27 protein-coding genes are annotated in these 26,716 nt (G+C 64.7%); 16 read left to right on the forward strand and 11 right to left on the reverse strand.

Annotation, left to right across the window (positions count from 1 at the left end; genetic code table 11):
- The first annotated feature begins 69 nt into the window (after nt 1-69).
- From B6V75_RS13265 to B6V75_RS13275, 3 genes are all read left to right on the forward strand, one after another.
- Nucleotides 70-1,704: a hypothetical protein gene (locus B6V75_RS13265; RefSeq protein ID WP_088719996.1), complete on the forward strand. Its 1,635-nt coding sequence runs from the start codon at nt 70-72 to the stop codon at nt 1,702-1,704.
- Between the two features lie 89 nt (nt 1,705-1,793).
- Complete coding sequence (locus B6V75_RS13270; RefSeq protein WP_088719997.1) at nt 1,794-2,573, forward strand: MipA/OmpV family protein; 780 nt, start codon at nt 1,794-1,796, stop codon at nt 2,571-2,573.
- Nucleotides 2,574-2,629: 56 nt separating this feature from the next.
- Nucleotides 2,630-2,860, forward strand: coding sequence for a CerR family C-terminal domain-containing protein (locus B6V75_RS13275; protein WP_088719998.1), 231 nt, complete (start codon nt 2,630-2,632; stop codon nt 2,858-2,860).
- 52 nt (nt 2,861-2,912) lie between these two features.
- On the opposite strand, the gene B6V75_RS13280 is transcribed toward B6V75_RS13275, so the two are convergent.
- Nucleotides 2,913-3,086, reverse strand: coding sequence for a DUF1328 domain-containing protein (locus B6V75_RS13280; protein WP_075776656.1), 174 nt, complete (start codon nt 3,084-3,086; stop codon nt 2,913-2,915).
- 177 nt (nt 3,087-3,263) lie between these two features.
- Here B6V75_RS13280 and B6V75_RS13285 point away from each other — a divergent pair, with 177 nt between their 5' ends.
- The 3 genes from B6V75_RS13285 to B6V75_RS13295 all read left to right on the forward strand — a co-directional run bounded on the left by B6V75_RS13285 (nt 3,264) and on the right by B6V75_RS13295 (nt 5,207).
- The gene (locus B6V75_RS13285) at nt 3,264-3,458 is read left to right on the forward strand and encodes a PLD nuclease N-terminal domain-containing protein (protein WP_088719999.1); all 195 of its coding nucleotides are present in this window, start codon (nt 3,264-3,266) and stop codon (nt 3,456-3,458) included.
- Nucleotides 3,459-3,567: 109 nt separating this feature from the next.
- Nucleotides 3,568-3,987: a phage holin family protein gene (locus B6V75_RS13290; protein WP_088720000.1), complete on the forward strand. Its 420-nt coding sequence runs from the start codon at nt 3,568-3,570 to the stop codon at nt 3,985-3,987.
- Entirely contained in the window at nt 3,984-5,207 is a 1,224-nt protein-coding gene (locus B6V75_RS13295; protein WP_088720001.1) for a hypothetical protein, read from the forward strand. The genes B6V75_RS13290 and B6V75_RS13295 overlap by 4 nt, the downstream gene beginning before the upstream one ends.
- 163 nt (nt 5,208-5,370) lie before the next feature.
- Here the strand turns inward: B6V75_RS13295 and B6V75_RS13300 are convergent, their stop codons facing one another.
- Nucleotides 5,371-5,568 carry a CsbD family protein gene (locus B6V75_RS13300; protein WP_075776653.1) on the reverse strand — a complete coding sequence of 66 codons (198 nt, stop codon included), beginning with the start codon at nt 5,566-5,568 and terminating at the stop codon, nt 5,371-5,373.
- Nucleotides 5,569-5,724: 156 nt separating this feature from the next.
- On the opposite strand from B6V75_RS13300, the gene B6V75_RS13305 reads away from it, so the two are divergent.
- The gene (locus B6V75_RS13305) at nt 5,725-6,786 is read left to right on the forward strand and encodes an AI-2E family transporter (protein ID WP_158275111.1); all 1,062 of its coding nucleotides are present in this window, start codon (nt 5,725-5,727) and stop codon (nt 6,784-6,786) included.
- 22 nt (nt 6,787-6,808) lie between these two features.
- Here B6V75_RS13305 and B6V75_RS13310 read toward each other — a convergent pair whose 3' ends face one another.
- From B6V75_RS13310 to B6V75_RS13325, 4 genes are all read right to left on the reverse strand, one after another.
- The gene (locus B6V75_RS13310) at nt 6,809-8,383 is read right to left on the reverse strand and encodes a phospholipase D-like domain-containing protein (protein ID WP_088720003.1); all 1,575 of its coding nucleotides are present in this window, start codon (nt 8,381-8,383) and stop codon (nt 6,809-6,811) included.
- Nucleotides 8,384-8,444: 61 nt separating this feature from the next.
- Nucleotides 8,445-10,295, reverse strand: coding sequence for a sensor histidine kinase (locus B6V75_RS13315; RefSeq protein WP_077701063.1), 1,851 nt, complete (start codon nt 10,293-10,295; stop codon nt 8,445-8,447).
- A complete protein-coding gene (locus B6V75_RS13320) occupies nt 10,292-10,897 on the reverse strand; it encodes an RNA polymerase sigma factor (RefSeq protein ID WP_075776650.1) in 606 nt (201 codons plus the stop codon). The genes B6V75_RS13315 and B6V75_RS13320 overlap by 4 nt, the downstream gene beginning before the upstream one ends.
- On the reverse strand, nt 10,894-11,040 hold the full coding sequence (locus B6V75_RS13325; protein ID WP_075776759.1) for a NepR family anti-sigma factor: 147 nt from the start codon (nt 11,038-11,040) through the stop codon (nt 10,894-10,896). The genes B6V75_RS13320 and B6V75_RS13325 overlap by 4 nt, the downstream gene beginning before the upstream one ends.
- Before the next feature lie 97 nt (nt 11,041-11,137).
- On the opposite strand from B6V75_RS13325, the gene B6V75_RS13330 reads away from it, so the two are divergent.
- Together B6V75_RS13330 and B6V75_RS13335 are read left to right on the forward strand one after the other, a co-directional pair.
- The gene (locus B6V75_RS13330) at nt 11,138-11,935 is read left to right on the forward strand and encodes a response regulator (RefSeq protein ID WP_075776649.1); all 798 of its coding nucleotides are present in this window, start codon (nt 11,138-11,140) and stop codon (nt 11,933-11,935) included.
- A 215-nt stretch (nt 11,936-12,150) separates the two neighbouring features.
- Nucleotides 12,151-13,155, forward strand: a complete 1,005-nt coding sequence (locus B6V75_RS13335; protein WP_075776648.1) for an SDR family oxidoreductase — start codon at nt 12,151-12,153, stop codon at nt 13,153-13,155.
- Between the two features lie 74 nt (nt 13,156-13,229).
- On the opposite strand, the gene B6V75_RS13340 is transcribed toward B6V75_RS13335, so the two are convergent.
- The 3 genes from B6V75_RS13340 to B6V75_RS13350 all read right to left on the reverse strand — a co-directional run bounded on the left by B6V75_RS13340 (nt 13,230) and on the right by B6V75_RS13350 (nt 16,584).
- Nucleotides 13,230-15,128 carry a glycoside hydrolase family 15 protein gene (locus B6V75_RS13340; RefSeq protein ID WP_088720004.1) on the reverse strand — a complete coding sequence of 633 codons (1,899 nt, stop codon included), beginning with the start codon at nt 15,126-15,128 and terminating at the stop codon, nt 13,230-13,232.
- A 132-nt stretch (nt 15,129-15,260) separates the two neighbouring features.
- On the reverse strand, nt 15,261-15,782 hold the full coding sequence (locus B6V75_RS13345) for an HPP family protein (RefSeq protein WP_088720005.1): 522 nt from the start codon (nt 15,780-15,782) through the stop codon (nt 15,261-15,263).
- Between the two features lie 97 nt (nt 15,783-15,879).
- On the reverse strand, nt 15,880-16,584 hold the full coding sequence (locus B6V75_RS13350; protein WP_233243069.1) for a GntR family transcriptional regulator: 705 nt from the start codon (nt 16,582-16,584) through the stop codon (nt 15,880-15,882).
- A gap of 367 nt (nt 16,585-16,951) precedes the next feature.
- Between B6V75_RS13350 and ehuB the strand changes: the two genes are divergently transcribed.
- From ehuB to B6V75_RS13385, 7 genes are all read left to right on the forward strand, one after another.
- On the forward strand, nt 16,952-17,794 hold the full coding sequence (gene ehuB / locus B6V75_RS13355; RefSeq protein ID WP_075776646.1) for an ectoine/hydroxyectoine ABC transporter substrate-binding protein EhuB: 843 nt from the start codon (nt 16,952-16,954) through the stop codon (nt 17,792-17,794).
- A gap of 76 nt (nt 17,795-17,870) precedes the next feature.
- Nucleotides 17,871-18,536: an ectoine/hydroxyectoine ABC transporter permease subunit EhuC gene (ehuC, locus tag B6V75_RS13360; protein WP_075776645.1), complete on the forward strand. Its 666-nt coding sequence runs from the start codon at nt 17,871-17,873 to the stop codon at nt 18,534-18,536.
- A 3-nt stretch (nt 18,537-18,539) separates the two neighbouring features.
- On the forward strand, nt 18,540-19,211 hold the full coding sequence (gene ehuD / locus B6V75_RS13365) for an ectoine/hydroxyectoine ABC transporter permease subunit EhuD (RefSeq protein ID WP_075776644.1): 672 nt from the start codon (nt 18,540-18,542) through the stop codon (nt 19,209-19,211).
- Complete coding sequence (ehuA, locus tag B6V75_RS13370; protein WP_088720051.1) at nt 19,211-20,026, forward strand: ectoine/hydroxyectoine ABC transporter ATP-binding protein EhuA; 816 nt, start codon at nt 19,211-19,213, stop codon at nt 20,024-20,026. Before ehuD ends, ehuA begins: the two co-directional genes overlap by 1 nt.
- A 102-nt stretch (nt 20,027-20,128) precedes the next feature.
- A complete protein-coding gene (locus B6V75_RS13375) occupies nt 20,129-21,166 on the forward strand; it encodes a pyridoxal-phosphate dependent enzyme (RefSeq protein WP_088720006.1) in 1,038 nt (345 codons plus the stop codon).
- Nucleotide 21,167: 1 nt separating this feature from the next.
- Nucleotides 21,168-22,343, forward strand: a complete 1,176-nt coding sequence (locus B6V75_RS13380) for a Xaa-Pro peptidase family protein (RefSeq protein ID WP_088720007.1) — start codon at nt 21,168-21,170, stop codon at nt 22,341-22,343.
- The gene (locus B6V75_RS13385) at nt 22,343-23,056 is read left to right on the forward strand and encodes an aspartate/glutamate racemase family protein (protein WP_088720008.1); all 714 of its coding nucleotides are present in this window, start codon (nt 22,343-22,345) and stop codon (nt 23,054-23,056) included. The genes B6V75_RS13380 and B6V75_RS13385 overlap by 1 nt, the downstream gene beginning before the upstream one ends.
- Before the next feature lie 73 nt (nt 23,057-23,129).
- On the opposite strand, the gene B6V75_RS13390 is transcribed toward B6V75_RS13385, so the two are convergent.
- Both B6V75_RS13390 and B6V75_RS13395 read right to left on the reverse strand, forming a co-directional pair.
- Nucleotides 23,130-24,347, reverse strand: coding sequence for an HlyD family efflux transporter periplasmic adaptor subunit (locus B6V75_RS13390; RefSeq protein ID WP_088720009.1), 1,218 nt, complete (start codon nt 24,345-24,347; stop codon nt 23,130-23,132).
- A gap of 3 nt (nt 24,348-24,350) precedes the next feature.
- Complete coding sequence (locus B6V75_RS13395) at nt 24,351-26,714, reverse strand: ABC transporter permease (protein ID WP_168174482.1); 2,364 nt, start codon at nt 26,712-26,714, stop codon at nt 24,351-24,353.
- Between the last annotated feature and the right edge of the window lie 2 nt (nt 26,715-26,716).

The raw sequence follows: 26,716 nt of genomic DNA on the forward strand, positions 1-26,716 counted from the left end.
GCGAGACACTTCTGGCGAGGCCCGGCGGCACCCGGGCCTCGCCTTTCTTTCAAGACTGAGGACTGACGGATGCTGCGGATTTCGATACTGGCGCTGTTGAGCATGACGACGATGGCGGGGGCGGTCGATCTGAAGACCACAGTGCTGGACAATCCGACGGCCTATATTCCTCCGCAATGCTATACCAAGACGGAAGACACGGCGGGCGAGGTGCATAACCCGTGCCAGACCTGTCACACCTATCCGCGCCATCCGAATTACGTGCGCGATGCCGATCTGCAGACCGAATATGCGTTTCCGGGCCCGGCGCTCGAGAACCCGTGGCGCAACCTCTTCGTGGATCGCCGCGCCGAGGTGGCCGCGACGAACAGCGCGGAAATCCGCGCCTATGTGCGGCAGGACAATTATCACGATGCGGCGGGCGGGATCGCCCTGGCCGCCAAGCTCGCCGATCCGCCCGCGGATTGGGACGTGAACGGCAACGGGGCGTGGGACGGCTATATCCCCGACGTGCAATTCGCCTTCGACGACGAGGGCTTTGACCGCAGGCCCGACGGTAGCCTGACCGGCTGGCGCGCCTTCGCCTATCAGCCGCTGCCCGGCACGTTCTGGCCGACCAATGGCTCGACAGACGACGTGATGATCCGTCTGCCGGAGGCGTTCCGTCAGAATGCCGACGGGGTCGAGGATATTGCCACCTACAAGACCAACCTCGCGATCGTGCAGGCGCTCATCACCCGTGCCGATGTCGCGATCGAGCCGTCAGATGAGGCCGCGATGGGCGTCGATCTGGACCGCGACGGGGTGATGGGGCAGGCGGAGGTGGTGAAATTCGCCTTCGCGCCGCTCGACGGGATCACGATGCATTGGGCGGGGCGCGCGGGCGTGGACGGCGCCGAGCTTGCCGCCGGGCTTTACCCGGAGGGCACCGAATTCGTGCATTCCGTGCGCTATATCGACCCGACCCCCGAGGGCATCCAGATGGCCGCGCGGCTGAAAGAGCTCCGCTACATGGTCAAGACGGATTGGGAAACCTATGCCGATCTGGAAGAGACCGCGTTGGCCGAGCTGAAGGAAGACAACGCCTTTCCGGATCGCACCAAGCAGTTCTTCGGCAGTTCCGAGACCGGCGTGCCCAACACGTTCGGCTGGCGGCTGCAGGGCTTCATCGAGGATGCGACGGGCGATCTGCGCCCGCAGAGCTTCGAGGAGACCGTGTTCTGCGTCGGCTGTCACGGCACGCTGGGCGTGAACGACGACTCCACCTTTGCCTTCGCCCGCAAGCTGGGCAAGGAGGCCTATCGCGGCGGCTGGTATCACTGGACGCAGAAGGGACTCGCGGGTACCCCCGACCGGGCGCGCGCCGACGGCAGCGGCGATTACGCCCATTACCTGCGCACCAACGGGGCAGGGGACGAGTTCCGCGCCAATGCCGAAGTGATCGAGGCGTGGCTGAAAGCGGGCAAGTTGCCGCCCGAGAAAGAGGCGGCCTTGGCCGAGGATATCGGCCCGCTGATCCTGCCTTCGCCGGAGCGTGCCGATGCGCTGAACGCAGCCTACCGGATGATCGTGCGCGACCAGAGTTTCACCCAAGGCCGCGATGCGACCATCGCCCCGGTCGACGGCACGGTCTGGCGCGAAGTGGAGCAGGATCAGCCGACAGGCATCGAGGAAATCGCCCAGCCGTGGTATAAGCGCCGCTAATCGGCAGCAATCTGCGCCGGCCGATTGCGTTTTTCGCCGTCAATTGGCAGTGTTCGCACAAATCGGGAAATTTTTTCGGGAGCGCCACCATGGCAAAAGTCATCCGCCAACTTTCCGCAAGCGCCGCCATCGCGGTCGCTGCTGTCTGCACCGCGGCGAGCGCGCAGGCAGAAAGTGGCGTGACCTTCACCATCGGTGCGGGCGCGCGCTATGCGCCGTCCTATTTCGGCGCGGATCACTACGACACCAAGCCCACCGCGAAGGTGAAGCTTAACAGCTTCAGGCTGCAGGGGATGCGCTTCGGCTCGGACGATCCGAATTACGAAAAGCTGGGCCCGAACGTGCATGGCTCCTTCCGGCTCGTTGGCGGGCGCAATTCCAGCGATTATTCCGAAATCGCGGGTCTCGACGATGTCGACACCTCGCTCGAACTGGGTCTCGGGCTTGGCTACCAGGCGCCGCAATGGGGCGCTTTCGCGGATATGCGCTACGGCGTGGTCGGGCATAACGCCGTCGTCGCGGAAATCGGCGCCGATTGGAAGCCGATCAAGACCGACAATTTCAAGCTGAGCATCGGCCCGCGCATCTTTTATGGCTCCGGGCTCTACAACCGCACCTATTTCGGCATCAGCCCGTCGGAATCGACGGCGAGCGGTCTGGCAGCCTATTCGCCCGATGGCGGCCTCGTCTCGACCGGTCTGGAACTGTCGGCGACCTATCAGCTCGGCAATAATTGGGCGGTGGAAGGCAAGCTGAACTACGACCGCCTGCAGGGCGATGCGGCGAACAGCCCGATCGTGCAGCAGGGCTCGCGCGAACAGAGCTCGGTCTCGCTGATGCTGACCCGTCGGGTGACGTTCCCGTTCTGATCGGATCCCTTCTGATCGGGACAAAGCTTCCTACGAGTCACGAGAAGCCAAGCCGCATGGGTCGCCCGTGCGGCTTGCTTTTTCGGGGCCTCGCTGACGCAGCGCTCAGGGTTCTTGCGATGAGTGGTCAGGTCCTCTATTTCCGGCTCGGCGCGGAAATCGTGCGCCGAAAGATGGGCTGGACGGAGATTGGCGAATCGGAAACCGCGCAGATATGCCGCGTCATCGCCGACAATCTCGATGCGATGCTGACGCAGGCGCGCGCGAGCGCGGCGCCCGGCGCATGAAAAAGGCCGCCCCCGGTGGGAGCGGCCTGAAATATTCCTAGCGTCTTCGCACTTACACCGGCGGTTTGCCTTTTACCGCACGGGCGACCATGGCCACCACGAACAGGATCAGGAAAACCACGAAGAGGATCTGTGCGATCCCGGCAGATGCGCCTGCGATGCCGCCAAAACCGAGCGCTGCGGCAATCAGCGCAATAACGAGAAAAGTCAGAGCCCAACCAAGCATGGGTATTCTCCTTCGGATGTTGCGTACATTAGCGCTGAGTGCTGCGCCTTCATGGCATCCAAACGTGCGCATTTCACGAAAGTTCCATTACCCTGGGTCAGTGATTCCGAGGAACATCCAACGCTTTCCGGCGTTTGGGGCGCGATTCATGAGCTCACGAAAAAGGGAGATGGCGACATGGAAATGAATATGACTGGCCTCGGTGGCTTTTGGGGTATCGTCCTACTGGCACTCGATATCTGGGCGCTCGTTTCGATCATCGGGTCGAATTCCAGCACCGGGAAGAAAGTGCTCTGGGCGCTTCTTGTCTTCTTCCTGCCTCTGATCGGTTTCCTGATCTGGCTGGTGGCCGGGCCGCGCGCTTCGAAATGACGAAATCGGGGGTGGTGGAGGCAGCGGCCGTCACGGAACCGCATTCCGCAACCCGCGTTGGAACCACAGAAATCGCGGCGAGAAGTCGCGACATGTTTGGGAGAGGTCGATGAATTACCACGATACCGAGAATTCTGACGGCCACGAGGGCCGCGGGACGGTGAGCGATTTGCTGAACCGCGTGATCGAGCAAACGCGCGAGATCGCACGGACCGAAGCGGAATTGGTGCGCGCTGAAGCGGCCCACCGGGCTGGTCTGGCACGCAATGCCGCGATTCTCGGTGGGGTCGCCCTGGTTTTCGCCCTCGGCGCGATCTTCCCCCTGACGCAATCCGCCATCTACGGGCTGGAATGGGCCGGCCTCGATCGGGGCCCCGCGACGCTGATCGTCGGCGCGGTGCTACTGATCCTCGCCATCCTCGCGGCGCTGATCGCCGCGTCGAAGCTGCGCAAAGTGTCGAGCCCGCCCACCCGTCTCAAGGAAAACCTGTCTGCTGACGCGCAGGCGCTAAAGGAGAGCTTCAAATGACCGAGAAGAGAACCATTCAGGACATCGAGAACCGACTGCGCCAAGACCGCGCCGATCTCGCATCGACGCTCGGCGACCTGACCGCGCGTATCGCGCCGGATTACCTCTCCGAGCAGGTGTCGCAGGCCGTGCGCGATTACGCCGCGCCTGCCGCCCGCAGCGCCGAACAGGCCGTGCGCAAGAATCCGGTGGCCTTCGCCCTCGCCGGCGCCGGTATCGCATGGTTCCTGCTGCGCCAGCGCAACTCGGAGAGCATCGAGGAAGAAGATCTGGTGGCCGATGCCGATCCGCTCGTGATGCCGAGCGACGCGGGTGCCGACGGCTGGATCGACGAGATCGACACGCTGCGCCATGACGCCTCGGTCCGTCTCGAAGATCTCGAAGCCGAGCAGCGCAGCTCGACCGACAAGGCGCGCGACTTCGTCAAGGAGCGCTCCGAGGTGATGCAGAAATTCGCGAGCGACCTGCGCAACACGCTGTCCTCGGGTCTGAGCGACCTCAACGAGGATGCGCGCGATCGCGTGGTGCGGGCCCGCGAAAGAGCCTATTCCGCCCGGATTCGCCTGCAGGACGGGGCGACCCATGCCGGGTCGACCAGCAAGCAGATGGTCAAGGATCACCCGCTGATCGCTGCCGCCATCGGCTTCGCCGTCGGGGCCGCGATCTTCAACGCGGTGCCCAAGCCGGACGTCAATGTCAGCCGCCGCAGCTTCGGGCCGCGCGCCAACCGCCTGTTCAACGAGGCAGAGCGTCTGTACCGCGACGAGAAGCGTCGTGCGGGCAAGGTGGCCGACCAGTTCACCGATGAACTGAAGCGGACCGCCCGCTCGGTGATGAGCTCGGCCGGTGACGAGGCGCGCAGCGCCGCACGCGATTTCGGCGATCAGGCGATGGCTGCCGGAGAGCAGCTGATCGACCGCCTCTCGCGCCAGTTGGCGGAGGAAGCCAATCGCGCGCTGCGCGATGTCGGTCAGTCGCTGCAGAAAGGCGAAGACGAGGTCCGCGCCGGAGCCCAAGAAGCCAAGGATGCCGCGCGGGCAAAAGCCGAGGATGTGGCGTCCAAGGCCGAGGCGAAGACCCACGAAGCGGCCGAGAAGGTGAAGGCGAACCATTCTTCGTCCTCTTCGTCGAGCACCTCGTCGACTGGTTCCGGCTCGTCCGGCGCCGGCTCGACCGGCGGGGGCAGCGCGTCGTCGTCGAGTTCGAAGGCCACCCACTGAACGGTGGGGCAGTATGCAGAAAGGCCGGGCATCGCGCCCGGCCTTTTTCTTTGCGCGGTTATCGGTGGGGATGCGAGACCGACACCCAAAAGAAAACCGGCGCCGCGATCTCTACGGCGCCGGTTTGCATGTTTTACGCTGAAACAGGGTCTGTTTCTGAAGATCAGATCGAGCTGGACCAGGTGTCGACTTCGCGCTCGGCGTCTTCCTTGGTCTTGCCGTATTTCTTCTGGATCAGGCCGACCATCTGCTCGCGATGACCTGCGGCCTCCTGAAGTTCGTCGTCGGTCAATTCGCCCCAGTTCTCGCGGGCCTTGCCCTTCATTTCGTTCCAGTTGCCTTTTATTTGATCCCAATTCATGGCGTCGCTCCTTTCAAGATGAAGACGCGGGTTCAGGCGTCTTTCATCAACGTTTCGCCGGGGGCGATGTTCCTCTGCACGGCAGCACAAAAACAGGGAACCCGCTATCGTCCGACGGCGTTAGATCGCGAAACCAAGAGGGAAGTAATTCTCGAAATGCATCGCCTGGAGACCCTGTCGCGCATCGCCATGATCGTGATCGCTGTAATCGCTGTCGTGGCTGCGTTGAGCCAGGTGGAAAGCCTACTCGCGCCCGTCGTGCTCGCGCTCGTCGTGGGGATCGTGCTTTCACCGATTTCCGATGCATGGGAGAAAAGAGGTCTGTCGCCTGTCTGGGGGGCGCTTACCTCGCTCGTGATCTCGCTGATGATCGCCGTGCTGCTGGTCCTCGTGATCCAGCCGGTCGTCTCCGAACTGATGCGACAGGCGCCGAAGGTGATGGACGACATGCGCTCCACCATCATTCATATGCGCCACATGTTCCAAGGCATCCAGGACGCCTCGAAAGAGGTCAGCGACGCGATCACGCCGGCGACGGATGGCGCCAAGGATGGCGGCGGCAATGGCGACAAGAGCGCCGTGCCGGATGCCAAGGATCTCGTGATGCTGGCGCCGTCCATCATCGCACAGGCGCTGATCTATGTCGGGGCGCTGTTCTTCTTCCAGCTTTCGCGCGGCGAGATCTACAACTGGATCGCGAAGCACCTCGCGGAGCCTTCGAGCCGCGGCGCTACGGCTGCACGGTTGCGCAAGGCGGAGACACGGGTGTCGCGCTACTTCCTCACGATCACAGTGGTCAATGGCGGTCTCGGGCTGGCGGTCGGCGTCGCGATGCAGCTGATCGGGCTCCCGAACGCGCCGCTTTGGGGGCTTGTGGCCTTCCTCATCAACTACATCCTTTATCTCGGCCCCGCGGCGCTCATCATCGCGCTAGGATTCGCAGGCGTGGCCACGTTCGACGGGGTGCGCGTGATCCTGCCGCCGCTGATCTATATCGTGCTGAACGCGACCGAAGCCCAGTTCGTGACCCCTGCCGCGATCGGGCGGCAGATGCGCCTCAATCCGCTTCTGGTGTTCCTGTCGCTGACCTTCGGGATCTGGCTCTGGGGGCCGCTGGGCGGGATCGTGGCGATCCCGCTGCTGCTTTGGGCGCTGGTGCTGACGAACAGCTTGCCCGACCCGAAATCCGAGCCGGAGCAGAAGCTCGAAGCCGACTGAACCGGCGGGTCGCGGCGACGGATCAGACCATTTCTTCCGGAATGAACGGCAGTTTGCGCGCGATCTTGCGCGCGGCCTCCACGTCATAGGGGAGCACGAAGCCCTCGCGATCCTCGGGGGCTTTCGTGGCATTCGCGCGGGCCAGCTCCGCCCAGGCAGAGACTGCCCGCGTCGGGTCGAAGAAAGCCTCTTCGGGCGCGGGCGGCAGCCAATGGCGCATCAGGCGGCGACGCATGGCCGGGATGCCGTCGTTGCGGCGTAGATAGACACCCGCCTCGCTGTCCCAATGCAGCGACCGCGCGTTGAGATTGGCGGAGGTGATCAGCGCGGCGTCCTCGTCGAAAATCGAGACCTTCGCATGGACGTAGATCAGCGGCGCGCCGCCGGTGCGCAGCGCCCCCTCATCACCGGGGTCGGCAAGGCAGGGCTCTGCCGGGCAGCCGATGAACAGGCGATTGCCGAAGGCTTCGCGGAGCGTATCCAGCGCGCGCACCTGAAGATATTCGCCATAGCGCACGTCGCTGGTCGGGCGATCGGCCAGCATCAGCGTTTCGGGCGCGGCGGGCAGGATCAGGATCAGGTTGAGATTGGGGTTCTCCCGCGCCGCCCGGGCCAGGTGGTGCGCCAGAGTGCGCGAGCGGAAGAACTGGCTCTCGAGATAGATCAGCTTCTGCGCCCGCGCGATCAGCATCTCATGCGCGTTCTCGATCTCGGTCCGATAGAATTTCGGCCCGATGCGGAAGGTCGCGAATTTGCGCCGCTGCGACAGGGTGCGCAGCAGGCGACGCGGCGGCTTGGCGCGGTTTTCGCCGGAGCAGCTTTCGTGGAAGCTCTCGAGATGGGCCTTCGCCTCGGCGACGACGGGGCCGGTCATCATGAGCTGCACATCGTGCCATGTCATCTCGCCGTCGCGCTCGTGCACGGGGGTGTCGAAGCGCCGGTTGTCGAGATCCAGCCCGCCGATATAGAGCTTCTTGTCGTCGAACACGGCGAGCTTCTGGTGGTGTGTCGCCGGGAACAGCTTCGGCGGCGTCGCGACGAACTTGCGGCGGATTTTGCAATCCGATCCGGCCTCAAGATATTCCCGCAGCCCCGGCATGTCGCGCATCGCGGTCAGCCGCTTGGCCTCGTCCATGTCGTTGAGCCACGACGTGTGCTGCCCGAGCTTGTGATAGACATAGGGCCAGAAGATCGTACGCGGCACGATGCCCGATTGTGCCGGGTGCATCAGCGCGCGCAATTTCAGCTTCGCCTTGGGACCGCCCGCCAGTTCGCGCGCGGCGCAGAACATGCGGATCGACGACCATGTCATCCGGTGAAGATCCGGCTTTGCGCAGGGATCGAAATCGGTCAGGTCGATCTGTATCCTCACGCCGCGCTTCAGCATGTGAATGATCAGGTCGAACCATGTCTTGCCGATCGCGCGCCCGCGGTCGGATTTCAGTGTGGTGTTGAGATCGAAGACGCGGAAGGAGCAATGAATGGAATGACGCGCGTCGAGAAAGGCATCCTCGAGTACGGGATAGGCCTCTGCTGCGGTCAAAAGCAGCTTTACGCGGCTCTCGGCGTGAACTCCGGCTTGTTTAAGACGTTCCATGCGGCTCGTTGGGTTGAACGGCCGCGAGGGTGACCTGTGGTCGCCGCGGCTGGTATCTCATTCAATGGCTCTCATCAGAAACTGTTTCGGGCGTCTCGGATTTCAAGCGTTCTTCGTGACGCAATTCGCTCTCGACGAGGGGGCGCAGTGCGAACGCGGCGCTGAGCATATACTCGTCTTCGTCGGTCTGAATCTCGATCGAGCCGCCCAGCTGCTGCACGAAGGCGTTCAGCAGTTGCGAACCGAGCCCGGTGCCTTCGACGGCCTCCAGCGGCGGGGCATCCCTATCGACGGTATTGCGCACGCAGAGCCGCGCCTGCATCCCTTCGAGTCTGCGCAGCGAGATGTCGAGCTGCGGTTTGCCATCGCGGGCAGAGGCGTATTTCATCGCGTTTGTCATCGCTTCGGTCAGCAGAAGCGAGAGGGGCACAGCCTGATCGGGGGTCAGGTGGATGTCGTCGATATTGCAATCGACCGCGATATGGCGGCCCGGCCCGGTCGCGAGCCGGGTGATCTGGCGCACGATGTCGGGCAGCAGTTCCTGCGCCTGAATGTCGGTGAGGCCTGAGGTCTGGTAGAGGCCGCGGTGGATCGTGGCGAGCGAGATGACCCGCTCCTGGAGCGATTTCATAAGCCCCTTGGCTTCGGGCGTGCGCGCCTGCCGCATCTGCATGTTGATGATCGAGGCGATGAGTTGGAGGTTGTTCTTCACCCGATGGTGGACCTCGCGGAGCAGCACTTCCTTGTGGTGCACCATGTCCTCGAGCTCGGCCTCGTCATGCAGGATGGTTTCTGTCATCCGGTCATAGGCCTCGGCGAGGTCGCGGATTTCTGACGGTGCGGTCGACAGGTTGAGATTGCCCACGATCCGGCTGCCGGTGGCGAAGCTGGAGATCGCACTCGACAGTTTGCGGACATGGCCGATCACCAGCTTCTGCATTGCGAAGTAGGCGACCAGCAGGCTCGCCATCCACATCAGGGCTGGGAACAGCACAGGCGAAATATCAGCGAAGGGACTAAGCGCCGAGGCCGCCTGTGCAGGCCAGCTGCCAAGCGCGTAGAGCTGGTTGGGCACCAGTTCGACGACGGAATAGACCCGTTCTATTCCGAGGTTGGAGTCCCCCGAGAAAGTCACCGCGCCATTGCCCGCCAGCAGTTTCAGAGAGCGGTCCACCGGCAGGTGCGACTGGGTGTTCGATAGCCCGTCCGAGGAGGTCAGGATCGTGCCTTCGCGGTCGAAGGTCATGATCACCAGCGGCCGGTCATCGGCGAGCTTCGGTCCATCCTTGGCCAGCGAGAGCGAGGAGTGGCTCATCGAGATCGCGATGATCCCGATATGATCGCCCGCCGCGTTGTAGACCGGATGGGCCACGCCGAGCACGGAGGTACCCGACACCGGCGCATCGCGGTTGACGTAGAAGCTGGTGCGGTCCGCAGTCAGCATCTTCTCGAAGACGTCCTGGTTCTTGAAGTCGTAACTCTTGCCCGAATTCGAGCAGGTCATCTTGCCGCTGTCTGGGATGAAGGAGACGAGCGAGAACTCCGGAAAGGCCCCTGAGATCTGCCGCATCCAGTTCGAGCAGGCCTCGGCATTGCCCACGAGCGGCTGGACCGTGCTGGCGAGGACGCGCGCGGCGTCCTGCGCGTGCTGGATCACCCGCGTCTCACCGGCGACGGCGCGCATCGTCTCGCCCATGAGGGCGGCTTCGGACCGCGCCTGCGCTTCGCGCACGACCGAGGTCGATTGCAGCACGGCGATGATCAGCAGAGGGAAGAGAGCAACCGCCAACATGAAGGCGAGGCGCACGCCAAGCCCGTCGAAAAACGGAATGACGCCCCGTTTCCTGGCTCGGAACGGGGCGTGATCACTGTAGTGCTCGTCGTCTGCCGCTTTCGCGGCTTCCGAATTCATGCGGCGGCAACTCCGGATTTGCCCATCACGGCGAGGGAATTTCGATCTGTGCCGGACAGGATATCTTCACCTTCCTCGAGCCCGAGCATTTCCGCAAGCCGGGCGCGTGCGCGGTTGGCGCGGCTTTTCACCGTGCCCACGGCGACGCCCATCATGCCGGCAGCTTCTTCGTAAGAGAAGCCAGATGCGCCGACGAGGGTCAGCACCTCGCGATGTTCCGGGCTGAGCTGATCGAAGGCCTCGACGAAATCATTCATCGCGAGACGTCCGTCATGCGCAGGTTTCTCATAGAGCGATGCGGCGTGAATCCCTTCAGGGTCAGCGACCTCGCGCTTGCGCTTGCGACGGTCCGAATAGAAGGTGTTGCGCAGGATCGTGAAGAGCCATGCGCGCAGATTGGTGCCGCGTTCGAACTTTTCGATATTCGACCACGCCTTGACGATCGTGTCCTGCACGAGGTCGTCGGCCGAGGCCGAGTTCCGGGTCAGCGACAGCGCGAAGGCACGCAGGGCCCCGAGGTGATCGGGCAGCTCCTCACGCGGATCGCGGGCTTCGCTGGAGGCATTGGCTTTCGACGAATTGGTGTTGGAGGGCGAAGTCATTTTCCGCCCTCCTTCGCCTTGAGTTGCGCCAGCAAATCCTTGAACCGATCCGGCACTTCTTCCTGAAGCGCCTCCTCGTAAACCTTCTTCAGGTTTTGATTGATCTGGTCCCTGATACTGGACTTAGGCTTTTCGTCTGCCATATCACTATACATCCGGTTTCGATCCCACTCATTTTGCACGGAACCGAACGCGGGGCCAGAGAGTTTGGTTCCCGAAAAAACGCAAAAGGGGGTTTTCATGTCCGAAGACATCGCCGGCACCATCGGAGCCAACCTGCCGTATTTACGGCGTTATGCCCGAGCGCTTACCGGCAGCCAGGACAGCGGCGACCGTTACGCCGCGGCTACGCTCGAGGCCATACTCGAAGATACGTCGCCTTTCGAGAACAACGATCCGAAGCTCGCATTGTTCCACGCCTTCCACCTGGTATGGGCCTCCGCGGGGGCGCCGCTGGGGGAGCCGGACAACCGGCTTTCGGCCCGCGCGCAGGATCACATGTCGACGCTGACGCCGAACACCCGTGAGGCGCTTCTGCTGCATTCGATCGAAGGGTTCCGCATCGAGGAAATCGGCACGATCATGCAGGTCGATGCCGAAGAGGCGAAAGAACTGATCGACATCGCGATCCGCGAGATGGAAACGTCCGTCGCGGGTAAAGTGATGATCATCGAGGACGAAGCGATCATCGCAATGGATATTCGCGCCATCGTCGAGGATATGGGCCACCAGATCACCGGCATCGCCCGCACCCGCACCGAGGCTGTGGAGCTTGCCGCGACCGACAAACCGGACCTGATCCTCGCCGACATCCAGCTGGCGGACAATTCCTCGGGGATCGATGCGGTGAACGACATTCTCGCGCAGTTCGGCAACGAATTGCCCGTGGTCTTCATCACCGCCTTCCCGGAGCGCCTGCTGACCGGCGAGCGGCCCGAACCGGCCTTCCTGATCACCAAGCCCTACACCGAGAGCCAGGTGCAGTCGGCGGTCAGCCAGGCGATGTTCTTCTCCTCGACGGAGACGCTCGCGGCGTAACGGCCCGTTCAAAGCCATTTCTCGAGAAAGGCGGTCCCGGCAGACGGGGTCGCCTTTTTCCTTTGCCGCATGTGCCTTTGCGCAGGCGATTGCGCAGGCGATGCCCGCCGCAACGCACCAGAATGTGAAGTCGCGCTCCTGCAACCCGATCTCGCCCGTGCCGGTTCTTCCTCTGAGACAGACTGACGAAACCGTTCACAACGAAGGAGCCGCACATGACGAATATCGTGATTACCGGCGCATCCGCGGGCGTGGGGCGCGCCGTCGCTCGCCGCTTCGCTGCCAAGGGCAACCGCATCACCCTGATAGCCCGCAACAAGGCGCGGCTCGAGACGGCGGCGCAGGAAATTCGCGAGAAGGGCGGCGAGGCGCTCGTGCAGCCGCTCGACGTCGCAGATGCCGATGCGGTCGAGGCCGCGGCGGTCGCCGCTGAAAGTGCCTTCGGTCCGATCGACGTCTGGATCAACGTCGCGATGGTGACGGTACTCTCGCCTGTGTCGCAGATGACCCCGGAAGAGTATCGCCGCGTGACCGAAGTGACTTATCTCGGGACGGTCAACGGCACGCTCTCTGCGCTGAAGCGGTTCCGCCAGCAGGGCTGGGGCACGATCGTGCAGACGGGCTCGGCGCTCGCCTATCGTGCGGTGCCGCTGCAGTCGGCCTATTGCGCGGCGAAGGCGGCCATCGTGGGCTTCACCGACAGCCTGCGCACCGAGCTGATCCACGAGAATTCCGACGTGAAGATCACCGTCTGCCATCTGCCGGCGGTCAATACGCCGCAATTCGACTGGGCCCGCAGCAAGCTGCCGAACCGCCCGCGCCCGGTCGCGCCGGTCTTCGAGCCGGAGCTGATCGCCGACGGCATTCATCACGCGGCCTACCATCCGAAGCGGGAATACTGGCTGGGCTTCTCGGCGGTGAAGGCGATCCTGTCGGAGAAGCTCGCGCCGGAACTGGGCGATCTCTACCTCGCGCGCACGGCGGTGTCCGGGCAGCAGACGGGCGAGGCTGCCGATCCTGATCGGGCCGACAATCTCTATGACAGCGTCGACGGTGACTGGGCGGCGCGGGGGCGCTTCTCCGACGAGGCGAGCGACAGTTCCCCCGCGATGGCGCTGTCCGAGCATGGCGGCTCGCGGCTGGTCGCGGGCGGCGGCGCGGCGCTCGTCGCCGGGCTGATGCTGGGAGCGATCTTCGCGGTCTCCCGTCAGCGGGCCTGACGGTCGCGACAAGGAAACGAGAAACGCGCGCCCCGGTGGCGCGCGTTTTTGTTCTTGTGTAGGTGGCAGCGAGATCAGTCCTTCACCGCGCCCCGATACGCGGTAATCGCCGCGATCATCCCGGCATGGGACAGCCCTTGCGGGAAGTTGCCAAGCTGCGCGCCGCTCTCCGGGTCGTGCTCTTCCGACATCAGTCCGAGATCGGTCGTGGCCTTCAGCATCCCCTCGATCTGGGTCCGCGCGTCATCAAGCCGCCCGGCCCTCACGAGGTAGTCGGCGGCCCAGAACCCGCAGACGTTGAAATGGCCCTCGATGCCGGGCATCCCGTCTTCCTGCGCGTCGTAGCGCCGCAGATGAACGCCCGTGCCAAGCCGCTCACGGATCGCGGTGTAGGTCGCCGCCATCTTCGGGTCGTCTGCGGGGATCACCCCGATACGCGGCATCAGCAAAACGCTCGAATCGAGCCATTCCTCGCCGATCGCACCGGTGAAAGCGCCGATCTCCTCGTTCCAGGCCTCTTCCCGGATCAGGGCTTCGATCGCGGCGCGCTCCGCCTTCCACAGCCGCGTGTCGGCATTGATCACGCCGTTCTCGGCCAGCGAGATCACCCCATCCAGCGCGCCCCAGCACATCGCCTTGGAATAAGTGTGGTGTCGGCGCGGATTGGGCATTTCCCAGATTCCGTTATCGGGGCGTGTCCATTGCGAGACCACGACATCGGCGAAATTCGCGAGCCGGATGCCTTCGCCCGGATGCAGCTCGCCGCCGGCCTCGACATAGGCGCGCGCGGCCATGATCATCGAGCCATAGGCGTCGAGTTGCAGCTGTGTCGCCGCGCCGTTACCCAGCTGCACCGGGGCCGAGCGGCGATAGCCCTCGAGCGTCTGCAAGCTCGAGATCGAGACGTTGCTGTCGCCCCGCACCGTGTAGAGCGTCCCAAGTTCCGGCGCCGTTTCGCGTGTTGCCGCCATCAGCCAGCGGAAGAAGGCGTCGGCCTCGTCGGTGAGGCCCTGATCGAGAAAAGCGTGCAGCACGAAATAGGCGTCGCGAAGCCAGCAATAGCGGTAGTCGTAATTGCGGATGCCGCCGATCACTTCCGGCAGCCCCATCGTCGGCGAGGCGATCACTGCGCCGGTGGGGGCGTGGATCAGAAGCTGCAGCGCCAGTAGCGAGCGTTTGAGAGCTCCGGAGAAAGGCCCGTCGCCGAAATCCGTCTTGGACTGCCGCTTGCGCCAAGCCTCACGAGTTGCGGCGAGCGCCTCTTGCGCCGCCTGCATTCCGCCGACATGGCCGTGCCCGCCTTGCGTGACGGTGAGGGTAACATAGCCGCGTTCCCCGGTGGCGAGGGTACCGCGCCCGTTCAACCGGCCGGAGCCTTCGATCTCCAGTTCTATCGAGCTGTCGATCAGGATGATGTCGCCGTCTTGGGTAAACTGCCAGCTGCCCGGGCCGCGCCGGATGAACTCGGGTGTGCTCAGCGCGTAGTTGCAGCGCGGGGCGATGCAGATTTCGACGTCTGCCGCGCCTTCGGGGGCCTCGAAAAGACGCACGACCGAGCGCCCGAAGCTCGCCGCCTCTTCGAGCGAGTCCGGCAGGTTCATGAAGTCGGTGACCTTGAGGCCGCCCGCCTCGGACGCGTGGGTGGTGGTCAGGATCGGGCCGTAATCTTCATAGACGCGTCGGGCGGTCGTCTGACGATCTGGATCCGGCACCGGACCGACATAGAAGGTCCCGCCGCGAAACTGGTCGAGCAGCCGCCCGAAGAGCGGGTCGCCGTCGAAATCCGGCCCGCAGAACCAGTCGATCGCGCCGTCCCGGGCCACCAGCGCCGCCGTGCGCGTATCCCCGATCACCGCGTAATCGGAAATCGGGAGATAGCCGCGCCGGCCCTCCAGAAAGCGTAGCGGCGGACTGTTCGGGTCGGGCTGGGTCTTCGAGGATGTGCCGGAATCGGGATCGGTGCGTTCGGTCATGCAATGCCTGTCCTTTGACGGTTTTCCGGGCGTCGCCCCGGAGATATATCGCGCCCCTCTCAGGGATCGAACGGACGCGCCGCCCCCCAGTTCCTTGAAAAAACCGTGTGCGTGCGTGTGCTCTCGCGCCGCTCAGATCCAGTAGCGGGGCCATTTCTCGGTGTTGCGCGCATTGTTCACGAAGTAGGCCAGAAGCACGAGGATCACTGCGCCCGTCAGCACCGGCGTCAGAAGAAAGCTCCAGCCGAGCGTGTGGCCCTTGAGAAGGATGACCAGCGGATCGGCCCCTGCGGGTGCGTGGACTGTGCGGGTCAGTTGCATCGCGACGATGGCGATCGTCACCACGGCTGCCGGACCGATCGCCCCGTGCGGATCGGCAAGGTGCTGCGCCGCAAGCCCGATGGCGCTTGCGAGAACATGCCCGCCGATGACGTTGCGCGGTTGGGCGAGCGCCGTGTCGGGCGTCGCGAAGAGCAGCACACAGGTGGCGCCGAAGGGCGCCATCAGCAGGTCGACCCCGGCGTGACGGGTGAGCCCGGCAAGGATGGCGATGCCGAGGAAGCTACCCGCCGTCGTCGCCAGAACTTGCCGAAGGCTCGGAAGTTCCGGCAGGCGATGGGGCGCGCGATGGCGTTCGAGCAATCGTTTCAGCATTGGCGGTCCTGTCGGGCTGGCCTTCAGAACCCGAACCCCGGACCGTCTGCCCGGTTTCCTTCGCCCGCGTCACGTCGCAGTGAAAGGGCGCGATCCGTCAGGACGCTTTGACCAATGCCGGCATCCGCGCGAAGCTCATCGAGATGTGGCCGCGCCTCATATGGCCGAGCGCGTCGAGATCGCCGAGCCGCAGCGCGCGGAGCATGTCGCGCAGCTCGTTGTTGTAGATCTCGATCTCCTGCATCAGGTCGATCTGCGAAGCCGTGACCTGCTGTAGCCAGATCCGCGCCGTGCGGAAATACAGCGCCGCCGACATCGTCCGGAGCGGTGCATTCGCGGTCAGCTCCAACAAGGCGAGGAAGGTATCGCGGTCGAGCTCCGAAAAGGCCCGGGCGGTGGGTGCATCGACCAGTTCGCGGCCGCGCTCCTGAAAGGTGACGAAACGCGCGATCAGCGCGGCGCTGGGCGGCACCGGATCGAGGCTCGTCTGCAGCACGGCGAGTTCGCGCCGCAGCCGGAAGACCTGCCCAAGCTCGGTGTAATCAACATCGGTGACGAAGGTGCCGACCCCATGCATGGAGCGCAGCATCCCCTCGTCCTCGAGCCGCGCCAGCACCCGACGCAGCGGAGTCCGCGAGATGCCGAATTCTGACGCGAGCGCGGTCTCCGACAAGCGCATTCCCGGCGGGTAATCGAGCAGGCAGATGCGGCTGCGAATTTCGTCGTGAATGAGATCGTAGCGGTCGCGAGCGCGGAGCCGCTCCGGATCGGTTTGCCGGGGGATCATGGAGATGTCGTCCATAGAGTTCTGTCGTCTGTTCGCGCAAAGCCATGATCGGCGGCGGAGGCGCGCAGGTCAATCCGCTTGGCCGCGTCCTCCCCCATGGGGCGTTTCAGCCGCAGATATTGCGGAGAGCCGGGCGGCGCAAACGGCACGAAACGACGGCCTTCGGCGGAACCGGCGCACACACATGCGCGTTCAATGCTCAAAGCTCCGGCATTGGTGCACAACATATGCGTTTAGCTCTTTATCGGTCTACGACATCTGCTTTTTGCCCCAGTATAATCAATGCGATCTGCTTGACACTCCGGAGAAACTCATAGGTGTTGTGTACATCAATCGCGGGAGGCTTGGGCTTCCCGTCAACAAGAACCAACGGGAGAGACGCATGAAATCGATCTTGAAATCTGTCGCCGCCGCCGGCATCGGCATCGCGCTGAGCGCAAGCGCCGCACTCGCTGGCCCCCTGATGGACCGTATCAATTCGGGCGAGCCGATCCGCATCGGCTTCGCGAACGAAGTTCCGTGGGCCTATCCGGGCGAAAACAACAAGCCGCTGGGCTTCGTCAACGCCTATGTTCTGGGTGTGCTCCACGAGATGGGCTATGACAACATCACCCCCGTCGTGACCGATTGGGGCGGGTTGATCCCGGGCCTCAACGCGAACCGCTTCGACATGGTCACCGGCGGTCTCTACATCCTCAACTCGCGCTGCCAGAACGTCGCCTTCTCTGAGCCGATGGCGAAAGTCGGCGATGCGTTCATCGTGCCCAAGGGCAACCCGAAGAACCTGAACAACTACGAACAGATCGCCAAGGCTGGCGCGACCTTCGTGACGGGCGCGGGCTATAACCAGGTGGAGTCCGCCAAGAAGGGCGGTATCCCGGATAGCAACGTGATGACCGTGCCGGGCCCGACCGAAATCCTCGCCGCCGTGAAAGCGGGCCGCGCGGATGCAGGTGGCGTGACCTACTTCACCGCGCAGAACCTTGCCGATCAATCGGACGGCGCGGTCGAGGTGTCGGACGTGAGCCAGCTGCCTGAATGGACCCAGAACTGGGTCGGCATCGGCTTCCGCAAAGCGGATCAGGACTTCGTCGACAAGTTCAACGAAGCCCAGAAGAAGTATCTCGGTTCGGACGCGATGATGAAAGCGGTCGGCGAGTACGGCTACTCGAAAGGCAACCTGCCGGGCGACAAGACCTCGGCTGAAGTCTGCAAGATGCGCTAAGCGCAAATGCTGAAGACATGGACGGGCCTGTGCATGGCCCGTCCATTTTGACATTCACCGCCGGGGCGGGACGGGAATGAGCTACATAGAATTCTTGAAAGAGTACGGGCCGCGCTTCTGGGACGGCACGCTCGTAACGGCGGGGCAGTTCTTTCTGGCCTCCGCTCTGGCGATCGTCATCGCGCTCGTCGCAGGGCTGATGAAGCTCTCGCGCAACGGGCTGATCCGGGGCATCGCCGTCGTTTATATCGAAATTTTCCGCGGCACCTCGCTGCTGGTCCAGCTCTACTGGATCTTCTTCGTGCTGCCGCTGTTCGGGCTGACGCTGCCGAAATTCACCGCGGGCTTCGTCGCGGTGGGGATGAACCTCGGGGCATACGGCGCCGAGCTGGTGCGCGGCGGCATCCAATCCGTGCCGAAAGGGCAATGGGAGGCGGCCTATGCGCTGTCGATGAGCCCGATGAAGCGGATGTGGCGGATCATCCTGCCGCAGGCGTTCGTCAACATGCTGCCGCCGTGGGGCAACCTGCTGATCGAACTGCTGAAGAACACCGCGCTGGTCGCGCTGATCTCCGTGTCGGACCTGATGTTCGAGGCGAAGCAGATCAATGGCTCGACCTTCCTCTCGGCGCAGACCTTCGGGACGGCACTGATCGTGTACTACATCTTCGCGCGCTTCATCGTGACGCCGTTCATGCGCTGGCTCGAGCTGGTCATGCGGCGCAAGCTGGGGAGGGCCTGATCCATGGGGTTCAACTGGAACTGGGAATTCACTTGGGAAATCCTGCCCAAGCTGATGCATGCGACGCTCAACACGCTGATGGCGGCGGGGCTGGGCTATGCGATCGCGGTTGTGCTGGGCATGGTCTTCGCGCTGGCGCAGCGGACGCCCTACTGGGCGCTGACCAAGGTCGTTCGCGAATTCATCGAGTTCATCCGCTCGACCCCGCTGATCCTGCAAATCTTCTTCGTCTATTACGTCGGTCCGCAATTCGGCCTGAAGCTGGGGCCGTGGACGGCGGGCATGATCGCGATCGGTCTGCACTATTCGGCCTACCTGTCGGAGGTCTATCGCGGCGGTCTCGACGCGGTGCCGAAGGGCCAATGGGAGGCTTGCACCGCGCTGAACATGTCGACCCGCGATACCTATTGGCGGATCGTGATCCCACAGGCCATCCCGCCCGCGCTGGCGGGGATGGGCAACTACCTCGTGGGGATCTTCAAGGACACGCCGATGCTCTCGGTGATCGGGGTGGCCGAACTGATGCACACAGCGAACGCGATCGGCTCGTCGAGCTATCGCTATCTCGAACCCTATACGCTGGTGGGGGTTATCTTCCTCGCCATCTCGCTTCCCACCGCTGCCCTGATCCGCGTCTTCGAGGATCGCGTGCGGCGTAAACTCGGATTGAAATGATGGAAGATCTTTCGAACTATCCGCTCGAACTGACGGGCGACGACGTGCCGATGGTGCGGTTCCTGAAAGTCACCAAGCGCTATGGCGATCTGGTGGTGCTCGACCAGCTCGATCTCGATGTGGCCGAGGGGGAAATGGTCACGATCATCGGCCCCTCCGGCTCGGGCAAGACGACCGTGCTGCGGATGCTGATGACGCTCGAGACGATCAACGAGGGCGTGATCTACGTGGACGGCAAGCCGCTGACCCATATGGAGAAGAACGGGAAGCTGGTGCCCGCGGACCGCAAGTATCTGCGCAAGGCGCGCAGCCAGATCGGCATGTGTTTCCAGCATTTCAACCTTTTCCCGCACATGACCGCGCTGGAGAACTGCATGGAGGGCCCGGTGCAGGTGCTGGGCATGAAGAAGGCCGAGGCGCGCGAACGGGCCGAGGAACTGCTGGAACTCGTCGGCATGTCCGACAAGCGCGACCAGCACCCCTCGCGGCTCTCGGGCGGTCAACAGCAGCGCGTCGCGATCGCACGCGCGCTGGCGATGCGGCCCAAGGTGATGCTGTTCGACGAGGTGACCTCCGCGCTCGACCCGGAGGTGATCGGCGAGGTGACCAACGTGATCCGCTCGCTGGTGGAGAAGCACAATCTGACAATGCTGATGGTGACGCACCAGATGGGCTTCGCGAAGGACATCTCGGATCGGGTCTGCTTCTTCTACGACGGCAAGATCGAGGAGCAGGGCGCCCCCGAGGATCTCTTCGGCAACCCGCAGAAAGAGCGCACGCAGCAATTCCTTTCGGCGGTGAAAGAGGCCGACTGACGGGTCTCACGATGTCGCGCAATGGCCTTTCCGAAAAGGCCATTGCGTGCGTCGACGTCTCGTTGCCTTATGGGCTTGGTTCCATCGCAGCGAGGGTCCGACATGCCGATCACTATAGAGAACCCTTGGCGCGGCGACGGGCTCGACCCGGACGGCGTCATGCCAATTGCCGATGCGTCGGGCGTGGCCAGTCTGCTTGCGCGCTGTCCGGCACATCACGAGACCCCGCTGCGCGCGGCGCCCGAGATCGCGCGGCTTGCCGGGGTCGGTGAGGTCTGGATCAAGGACGAGCGTGAGCGCATGGGGCTTGGCAGCTTCAAAGCGCTGGGTGCGGTCCATGCGATCGCCCGGGAGGCTGCGGCGCGAGCGGAGAGCGACGATCTTCAGACAGCTCTCGCCGGCGAGACCTATGTCGCGGCCAGCGCAGGCAATCATGGCCTGTCAGTCGCGGCAGGAGCGCGGATATTCGGCGCCCGCGCGATCATCTATCTGGCCGAGACCGTGCCTGAGGCCTTCGCCGCGCGGTTGGAGGCACGCGGGGCGGAGGTCGTCCGGGCGGGTGCGGAATACGAGGCCAGCATGCAAGCCGCCGAGCAGGCGGCTGCCGAGAATGGCTGGACGCTTTTGTCGGACAGCTCGTGGGAGGGCTATGTCGATCTGCCGCTGCGGGTGATGGAGGGTTACACCCAGCTTGCGGCGGAGGCCGTCGCGCAGATCCAAGCGCCGCCCACCCATATTCTGCTGCAGGCGGGCGTTGGTGGTCTCGCGGCAGCCGTCGCGGCTCATGCGCGGATGGTCTGGGGCGATGCGCCTCAGATCATCGTGGTCGAACCCGACGCGGCCCCCGCGCTGGTCGAGAGCATTCGCGCAGGCCATCTGGTGACCACGCAAGGGCCGGTCTCTGCGATGGGGCGGCTCGATTGCAAGACACCGTCGATGGTGGCGCTGGCGGGTTTGTCGCGCGATGCGGATCGCTTCGCCACGATCACCGAAGCCGAGGCGCAGTCCGGCGTCGATATCCTCGCCGCGCACGGGCTGGCCACGACGCCTTCGGGCGGCGCCGGGCTGGCGGCTCTGCTTGCCGGGCTGTCGCTGGGACCGGAGACGCGCGTTCTCGCGATCCTCAGCGAAGGCCCCTAAGATGGCTGAGCGCTCGCTCATCTTCCCGGCCGAGGAGTTTCGCACCCGCGTCGCTCGCCTTCAGGCCGAGATGAGCGCACAGGATCTGGATGCGCTGTTCCTGACCTCGGCTGCGGATATCTTCTACGTCACGGGCTTTCTGACCCGGTTCTGGGAAAGCCCCGCGCGCCCGTGGTTCGTGATCGTTCCGGCCAGCGGTGCGCCGGTCGCGGTGATCCCCTCCATCGGGGCGGAACTGATGGGTCGCACATGGATGACGCAGGTTCGCACTTGGGAGGCGCCCGATCCGACGGATGACGGCGTGAGCCTGCTTGCCGAGACGTTCTGCGATCTGCTGCCCGAGAGCGCGCGGATCGGGGTGCCGATGGGGTTGGAGACCCAGTTGCGGATGCCGCTCGCGGATTACGCGCGGCTTGGGGAGCGTATCGCGCCGCGCCGCTTAATCGACGGCACCGCCGCGATCCAGCGGGTGCGTGAGATCAAGAGCGCGGCGGAGATCGAGAAGATCCGCAGGGCCTGCGCCATCGCGGGCCGCGCCTTCGCGCGGGTGCCGGAATTCGCGGGGCAGGGGCACCCGCTCGACGGTATCTTCCGCGCCTTCCAATCGGCGCTGCTGGAGGAAGGAGCCGATTGGGTCAGCTATGTCGCCGGGGCGTCGGGACCGTCGGGCTATGACGATGTGATCTCGCCTGCCGGGCCCGCGCCGCTGCAAGCGGGCGATGTGCTGATGCTGGATACCGGCGCGGTGCGCGACGGGTATTTCTGCGATTTCGATCGCAATTTCTCGGTTGGTCCGGCGTCGGATCCGGTGCGGCGCACCCATGCCGCGCTCTGGGAGGTGACCGAGGCGGCGATGGCGCTGCTGCGGCCCGGCATGCGGGCGCATGATGCGCATCGTCTGCTGGTCGAGGGGCTGGCGGCGCGCGGTATTGAGGCGGGCAGCGGACGCCTGGGCCACGGGCTGGGGATCACGCTGACCGAATGGCCCTCCTTCACCCCGCGCGACGACACGGAGCTGCGCGAGGGCATGGTGCTGACGCTGGAACCCGGCGCTTGGGTCGAGACCGCGCAGGGCCCGCGCCGCCTGCTGGTCCACGAGGAAAACATCGTCCTGCGTGCGACCGGGGCGGAGCTGCTGTCGCCGCGCGCCCCCGAAACCTTGCCGGAGCTGAGCTGATGGCCGATTTCCCCTATCGTCTTCGCGAAGACGCCACGCCCACGATGGGACTGATCGTGCTGCGCGTGGACGAGACCATCGAGGACGAGTTCCGCCGCTACATCCCGCCGGACGACGCGCGGATGCATGTCACGCGCGTTCATTCCGGCGACGACCTGACCCCGTCGAGCATTGCAGAGATGGAGCGCGCTCTGAGCGGTGCTGCGGCGCTGCTGCCACCTGCGGCGAAGTTCGACGTGGTGGGTTATGGCTGCACCTCTGGCGCGGCGCTGATTGGGCCGGGCGAAGTGCGGGCGAATGTCATGGCGGGCGTCACGACGCGGCATGTGACCGATCCGCTGAGCGCCGCGTTGGCCGCGATTGCGGATCTGGGGCTGGAGCGGGTGGGGATCGTCTCGCCCTATGTCGCTTCGGTCGCGGAGCCTTTGCGGGCGGCCTTCGTCGCTGAAGGGATCACCGTCCCCGCGACGCTCTCTTTCGGCGAGGAAGCGGAGGCGCGCGTGGCGCGGATCGACCCGGCCTCTATCGCGGAGGCTGCGCGGAGCCTTGCGGGGCAGGCGCGTCTGGACGGGATTTTCCTGTCCTGCACCAACCTACGCACGCAGGGGATCTTGCCGGGGTTGAGAGCGGAACTCGGGACGCCGGTGCTCAGTTCGAACCAGGCGCTTGCGTGGCACATGCGAAAGCTCGCAGGAATCGCGGCGCCGGGATGAGACAGGGCAGTTGAATGGCTGGCCGGCCATCCGGTCGGTCGCGCGAGGGAATCAATGGTCCGCTACGGAGACGTCAGCCGCCGGACCTTGCCTCCACCGGCGCGCCATCTTCCAGCGTTTCGACCGGATAGAGCACGACACGGTCGCCCTCGCTCAGACCGTCCAGAAGCTCTGCATAAGTGCCATTGTCTGTCCCGATTTCCACGTTCACTTCCCGCGCGCGCCCGTCTTCGACATTGAAGACAGCCCAGCCGGTGCCGCGCCGGAATAGCGCACTCGACGGCACCCGCAGCGCATCGGGGTTCTGCCAGACGACGATCCGCGCGGTCACCTGAAAACCATGGCCCAGCCCCGCCCGTTGCGCGGCATCGCCGGTGAAGGCGATGACCACGCCCACCCGCTGTTCCTCGACGCCCAAGGCCGACACCTTCGTGGTGCCTGACGGGTCGATGCGGACCACCTTGCCTTCGAGCACGTCCGGCCCGCCCCAATCGGTAATCTCCACCGGATCGCCGAGGCGTACGCGCACCGCGTCGCGCGACAGAAGATCGGCCACCACCTCGAGCCCCTCCGAGATGTCGCCGATCTCCATGATCGGGGAGCCGGCCGAGAGCACGGTCTCGTTCTCCTGCAGGATTTGCAGCACGGTTCCGGTCGCGGGGGCATAAAGGGGGATCGGCTCGGCCCCGTCGCTGTTGCTCGCGGCGGCATCGTTCTGCAGCACGGATTTTGCGGAGGCCAGCGCTGCCTCGCGCATCGCGATGGCGGCTTTCGCGGCGGCTTCCTGTGCGGCGGCGTAATCGGCGTTGATCTGATCGCGGTCCAGCTTGGACTGGCTGATCGTGCCGGAAAGCGCGAGCCTCTGTGACCGCGCGAGATCGCTATCGGCCTGTTCGCGCATCGCGACGGCGGCGCGGTAATCGCCTTGAGCCGCGCTGAGCGCGGCCTGCGCTTCGGCGAGCGCGGCCTCTGCCTGTGCCCGGCTGCGGGCATCCAGAACGGCGGGTAGGGCGGGGCGCATCCGGGCGACGACTGTCTCGTTCGCGACGACATGATCGCCGACATGGATATCGAGCCGCTGTAGCCTGCCGCTGACCGGGGTCGAGACCGTGTAGCTTTCGCTGACGCGGGTCCGGCCATCATCCTCGATCACGAGCTTCATCGGACCGCGCGTAACCTCGCCCATGTCGACGGTCTGCGGCTGCGGCCAGAGCAGCGCGGCGATAGCGCCCGCCGCGATCAGGCCGATCAGGATGAGAATGAGCCATCTGGTTCGGGGTCTTGGTGTCACGGGTCAGTCCCTCGCCTTGAGCGCCGAGATCATGTTCAACCGATCCAGCGCGCGGCGCAACATCAGGATCGAGGCCAGCGTCGCCGAGACTACGACCAGCACCGCGGTCGCGATGCTGGGTAGATCGAAGCTGACGCTGACCCGGTAGAGTTCATTGGAGAAAACCCGCGCGATCAACTGGGCAAGTGTCCAGCCGAACCAGATCCCGACCGGGAGCGCACAGGCCACGAGTACAGTGATCTCACCGGCGAGGATCAGCGTCACTTCCCCGCGGGTGAAGCCCAGTACCCGCAGGCTCGCCAACTCATGCGCACGTTCGGAGAAGGCGTTGCGCGCGGCGTTGTAAACGATGCCGAAGCTCAGCACGAAGGCGATCGCGCCGAAGACGAAACGCATCTGGCCCGCGCCCTCGTCGGCAATCTCCCGGAACGCGGCGAGACTGTCGGATTTTATCGAGACGCCCGCGACCTTGGGGCGCGCGCGCAGCTCGTGCAGAAGCTCCGGCGACGGGGCGCCTTCGGTGCGGATCGAGACCGAGGTGATCCGGTCCGCCTCGCCCACGGCCCGGGTCAGCGAGTCGAGGCGCATATAGGCCGGAGCGCCCAGCAATGTGTCGGAGATCGCAGCGACGGGCAGCGAGAGGGTCCGCTTGCGGCCCTCGGTGACTTCGGCGGTGAGGTTTTCGCCCGGCTGAAGTTTCAGCACATCCGCGAGCCCCCGCGAGATCACGACGCCCTGCGCGGGCAGGGCGATCGGCTCCAGATCGGGCCGCAGCGCGCGATTGAGCTGCGCATCCTCCGACAGGCCGGTCAGTTCGCCGCGATGGGTGATGACGCCGTCGCGGAAGAGGACCGGCACGTAGCGCGTCGGCTCGGCCTCCAGCACGCCGGGAAGGTGCGCAATCTCATGTGTCACATCGCGCGAGACGGGGTGGATGAAGCTCACCGTCGCGTCGGAGCGGTCGGCAAAGCCGAAGGTGACGTCCATCGTGTGATCGAAGCCCGAATAGATCATCAGCATCGCCATGTTCAGCGCGAGGCCCGCGGCCACGCCCGCGATGGTGCCGAGGCTGCGTACAGGTTGCCGCGTGATCTGACGCAGGATCATCCGCCCAGGCTGGTCGAGGAATTTCGTGACGATCGTGAGGAAGCCGACCCGGCCATGGGTAAAATCGGCCGGGGCCGGGGGGCGCATCGCCTCGGCGGGCGTCAGGCGGAACACCGTGCGCAACGCGATCGCCGCCCCGAGCGCGGCGGCGATCAGCGAGAAGGCGAGGCCCCCGGCGAAGGGGCCGGGATGCATCGAGAAGACGAGGTAGGGGAATTTGTAGAATTCCATGTAGAGACCGGTCAGAGACCGCCCAAGCATCACGCCCAGAGCCGATCCGAGCAGCGCGCCGGCGAAGGCGATCATCAGTGCCATTTCGAGGTAATGTCCTGCAATCTCCGCCCCGCTGTGACCGAAGGCTTTCATCAGCCCGATCTCGCGCCGCTCGGCCTGCACGATACGTGTGATCGTCACGTTGAGCAGGAAGGCCGCAACTGCGAGAAAGATCGGTGGCAGGAACAGCCGCGACTGGCGCAGGCCCTTTAGTTCTTCCTCGATGAAGCGCGCAGAGGTCTGCTGATCCTGAACGAAGCCCGCGCCGCCGCCATAGGGCGCCATCAGCCTGTCGAGATCGGCGAGCACCGCCTTGCGCGGCCGCTCGCGCGTGGTGAGCGCCAGCACCTCGTTGAACGCCCCGTCGAGATCGAGCACGGCGGCCGCTGCCTTGCGCTCCATCCAGATCACGGCGAAGCGACCGTCGTTGGGAAAGAATTCGCCCGGCGCGGGCATGAACAGGAACTCCGGCGCGCGGGCGAAACCGACGACCTGCAAGCGCTGGTGACGGCCCTCGACGGTGACGCCGAGCGTATCGCCAAGCGCGATCCCGCGCGCGGCTGCGAATGTGTCGAGCAGCACGACCTCGTCGCTGCGCCCCGCGATCGGCTTCCGGCCCGCCGTCATCAGGATACCGTTGAGGCCTGCGGGACCGGGTAGCGACAGGACACGCGCCTGTATCGGCTCGCCCCCGTCCGCATCGATCCGGCCGAAACCGCTGACTCGCCCTTCGGCGGCCAGCACGCCGGGAATCGCGTTGACTTGTTCCATCATCGAGCTGGGCGCGCGCGTGAGCGGCTCGAAGACCTGCGCAAGCCGGTGCCGCTCGAAATAGGCGTCGCGGGTGACGGTGAGCGTATCGGTTAGCCCCGCCATCATCACCTGTACCATCACGCCCAGAGCGACGACCGCCGAGATCGCCAGCGCCTGCGCCCGGATTCGCCAGAGGTCGCGGAAGAGCTTGCGATGGAGAACGGTCAGGGCCATCG

This window comes from Thioclava sp. F1Mire-8 (genome assembly GCF_002213165.1).
GTDB classification, from domain to species: domain Bacteria; phylum Pseudomonadota; class Alphaproteobacteria; order Rhodobacterales; family Rhodobacteraceae; genus Thioclava; species Thioclava nitratireducens.

Excerpts from the sequence above, each read along its gene's own strand:
- B6V75_RS13275 (WP_088719998.1), top strand. The coding sequence starts at position 2,630 with ATGGGTCGCCCGTGCGGCTTGCTTTTTCGGGGCCTCGCTGACGCAGCG.
- B6V75_RS13300 (WP_075776653.1), bottom strand. The coding sequence starts at position 5,568 with ATGAATTGGGATCAAATAAAAGGCAACTGGAACGAAATGAAGGGCAAG.
- B6V75_RS13325 (WP_075776759.1), bottom strand. The coding sequence starts at position 11,040 with ATGGCAGACGAAAAGCCTAAGTCCAGTATCAGGGACCAGATCAATCAA.
- B6V75_RS13380 (WP_088720007.1), top strand. The coding sequence starts at position 21,168 with ATGGCTGAGCGCTCGCTCATCTTCCCGGCCGAGGAGTTTCGCACCCGC.
- B6V75_RS13310 (WP_088720003.1), bottom strand. The coding sequence starts at position 8,383 with ATGGAACGTCTTAAACAAGCCGGAGTTCACGCCGAGAGCCGCGTAAAG.
- B6V75_RS13265 (WP_088719996.1), top strand. The coding sequence starts at position 70 with ATGCTGCGGATTTCGATACTGGCGCTGTTGAGCATGACGACGATGGCG.
- B6V75_RS13270 (WP_088719997.1), top strand. The coding sequence starts at position 1,794 with ATGGCAAAAGTCATCCGCCAACTTTCCGCAAGCGCCGCCATCGCGGTC.
- B6V75_RS13290 (WP_088720000.1), top strand. The coding sequence starts at position 3,568 with ATGAATTACCACGATACCGAGAATTCTGACGGCCACGAGGGCCGCGGG.
- B6V75_RS13395 (WP_168174482.1), bottom strand. The coding sequence starts at position 26,714 with ATGGCCCTGACCGTTCTCCATCGCAAGCTCTTCCGCGACCTCTGGCGA.
- B6V75_RS13315 (WP_077701063.1), bottom strand. The coding sequence starts at position 10,295 with ATGAATTCGGAAGCCGCGAAAGCGGCAGACGACGAGCACTACAGTGAT.
- B6V75_RS13305 (WP_158275111.1), top strand. The coding sequence starts at position 5,725 with ATGCATCGCCTGGAGACCCTGTCGCGCATCGCCATGATCGTGATCGCT.
- B6V75_RS13375 (WP_088720006.1), top strand. The coding sequence starts at position 20,129 with ATGCCGATCACTATAGAGAACCCTTGGCGCGGCGACGGGCTCGACCCG.
- B6V75_RS13280 (WP_075776656.1), bottom strand. The coding sequence starts at position 3,086 with ATGCTTGGTTGGGCTCTGACTTTTCTCGTTATTGCGCTGATTGCCGCA.
- ehuC (WP_075776645.1), top strand. The coding sequence starts at position 17,871 with ATGAGCTACATAGAATTCTTGAAAGAGTACGGGCCGCGCTTCTGGGAC.
- ehuA (WP_088720051.1), top strand. The coding sequence starts at position 19,211 with ATGGAAGATCTTTCGAACTATCCGCTCGAACTGACGGGCGACGACGTG.
- B6V75_RS13285 (WP_088719999.1), top strand. The coding sequence starts at position 3,264 with ATGGAAATGAATATGACTGGCCTCGGTGGCTTTTGGGGTATCGTCCTA.
- B6V75_RS13330 (WP_075776649.1), top strand. The coding sequence starts at position 11,138 with ATGTCCGAAGACATCGCCGGCACCATCGGAGCCAACCTGCCGTATTTA.
- B6V75_RS13350 (WP_233243069.1), bottom strand. The coding sequence starts at position 16,584 with ATGGACGACATCTCCATGATCCCCCGGCAAACCGATCCGGAGCGGCTC.
- B6V75_RS13340 (WP_088720004.1), bottom strand. The coding sequence starts at position 15,128 with ATGACCGAACGCACCGATCCCGATTCCGGCACATCCTCGAAGACCCAG.
- B6V75_RS13295 (WP_088720001.1), top strand. The coding sequence starts at position 3,984 with ATGACCGAGAAGAGAACCATTCAGGACATCGAGAACCGACTGCGCCAA.
- B6V75_RS13345 (WP_088720005.1), bottom strand. The coding sequence starts at position 15,782 with ATGCTGAAACGATTGCTCGAACGCCATCGCGCGCCCCATCGCCTGCCG.
- B6V75_RS13385 (WP_088720008.1), top strand. The coding sequence starts at position 22,343 with ATGGCCGATTTCCCCTATCGTCTTCGCGAAGACGCCACGCCCACGATG.
- B6V75_RS13320 (WP_075776650.1), bottom strand. The coding sequence starts at position 10,897 with ATGACTTCGCCCTCCAACACCAATTCGTCGAAAGCCAATGCCTCCAGC.
- ehuD (WP_075776644.1), top strand. The coding sequence starts at position 18,540 with ATGGGGTTCAACTGGAACTGGGAATTCACTTGGGAAATCCTGCCCAAG.
- ehuB (WP_075776646.1), top strand. The coding sequence starts at position 16,952 with ATGAAATCGATCTTGAAATCTGTCGCCGCCGCCGGCATCGGCATCGCG.
- B6V75_RS13335 (WP_075776648.1), top strand. The coding sequence starts at position 12,151 with ATGACGAATATCGTGATTACCGGCGCATCCGCGGGCGTGGGGCGCGCC.